The organism is Sinorhizobium kostiense (assembly GCF_017874595.1).
Classification (GTDB): Bacteria; Pseudomonadota; Alphaproteobacteria; order Rhizobiales; family Rhizobiaceae; genus Sinorhizobium; species Sinorhizobium kostiense.
This window is the reverse complement of record NZ_JAGILA010000022.1, coordinates 1-1,393: the sequence shown is the minus strand read 5'-3', so window position 1 is coordinate 1,393 and position 1,393 is coordinate 1. Positions and strand designations below refer to the sequence as shown.

At 67.3% G+C, this 1,393-nt stretch carries 1 protein-coding gene; it reads left to right on the top strand.

Annotation, left to right across the window (positions count from 1 at the left end):
* Positions 1–1,393 (top strand): condensation domain-containing protein (locus J2Z31_RS29040; protein ID WP_234939748.1); only part of this gene is annotated, 1,393 nt, incomplete at both ends.

The window sequence follows — 1,393 nt, the reverse complement described above, 5'->3', positions numbered from 1 at the left end:
GGTGGTGGCGCGGGACGATCGCGCCGGCGACAAGCGGCTTGTCGCCTATGTCGTGTGTCGGCCCGAGGTGGGAGCGGCCGAAGCGGATGGCGCCGCGCTTGCCGCGGCGTTGCGGGCCCATCTCGGTGGCCTGCTGCCCGACTACATGGTGCCGGCCGCCTTCGTGCGGCTGGAAGCACTGCCGCTGACGCCGAACGGCAAGCTCGACCGCAAGGCACTGCCGGTTCCCGACGACGAGGCCTATGCGCGCCGGGCCTACGAGGCGCCGCAGGGCGAAATCGAGATGCTGCTGGCCGGGATCTGGGAAGAGCTGCTCGGCATCGAGCGGATCGGCCGCCACGACAACTTCTTCGAGCTCGGCGGCCACTCATTGCTGGCGGTGCGCCTGCTCGCCCGGCTGACACAGGCCTTTGCAGTGGAGCTGCCGTTGGCGACCCTGTTCGCCAAGCCGACATTGGCCGATTTGGCGCTAAGTGTTGGCGAAGTGCTGAACGGTTCTGGTGCGCAGGCAGCACCGGCCATCATGCCAGTTGGACGTGCTGGTGCGCTTGCGCTGTCCTATTCGCAGCAGCGTCTCTGGTTCTTGTCGCAGCTCGACGAAGACAGCACGAACTATAACATTCCCTTGGGCTGGCGATTGCGCGGCAGGCTCGATCATGCCGCCTGGCGGCGCAGCCTTGACCAGCTGTTTGCCCGTCACGAGGCGCTGCGCTCGACGTTCGTCGCCGGAGAGGATGACCCGCAGGTTGAGATTTTATCAGCGGACACGCGATTGCCGGTGGTCGAAGACGACCTTCGGGGTGAACCGGATGCCGAGGTCTTGCTTTCGGCCCTGTGCGAAGAAGAAGCAAGGACACCGTTCGATCTGGCGCGCGGCCCGCTGATCCGCGGCCGCCTGATCCGGCTGGCCGATGACGACCACGTCTTTCTGCTGACGCAACACCATATCGTCGCCGACGGCTGGTCGATGGGCGTGCTGATGCGCGAGCTTAGTCAGCTTTACCGGGCGTTTACGGCCGGGCGCGCCGATCCTTTGCCGCCGCTGGCGATCCAGTATCCGGACTATGCCGCCTGGCAACGGCAATGGCTGTCCGGCGAGCGGCTGCAGCGCCAGGCGCAGTATTGGCGCGACAGCCTGTCTGGTGCGCCGGCCCGTCTGGCGCTGCCGACCGACCGGCCGCGGCCGGCGCAGCAGTCGTTTGCCGGGGCCACCGTCCCTCTGGTCATCGATGCCGATCTGACGCGGCAGCTGAAGCGGCTGAGCCGGCAGCATGGCACGACCTTGTTCATGACGATATTGGCGGCCTGGGCGGCGGTGCTGTCGCGCCTGTCGGGGCAGGACGACCTTGTCATCGGCGTGCCGAGCGCCAATCGCGGCCGCCGCGAGATCGAG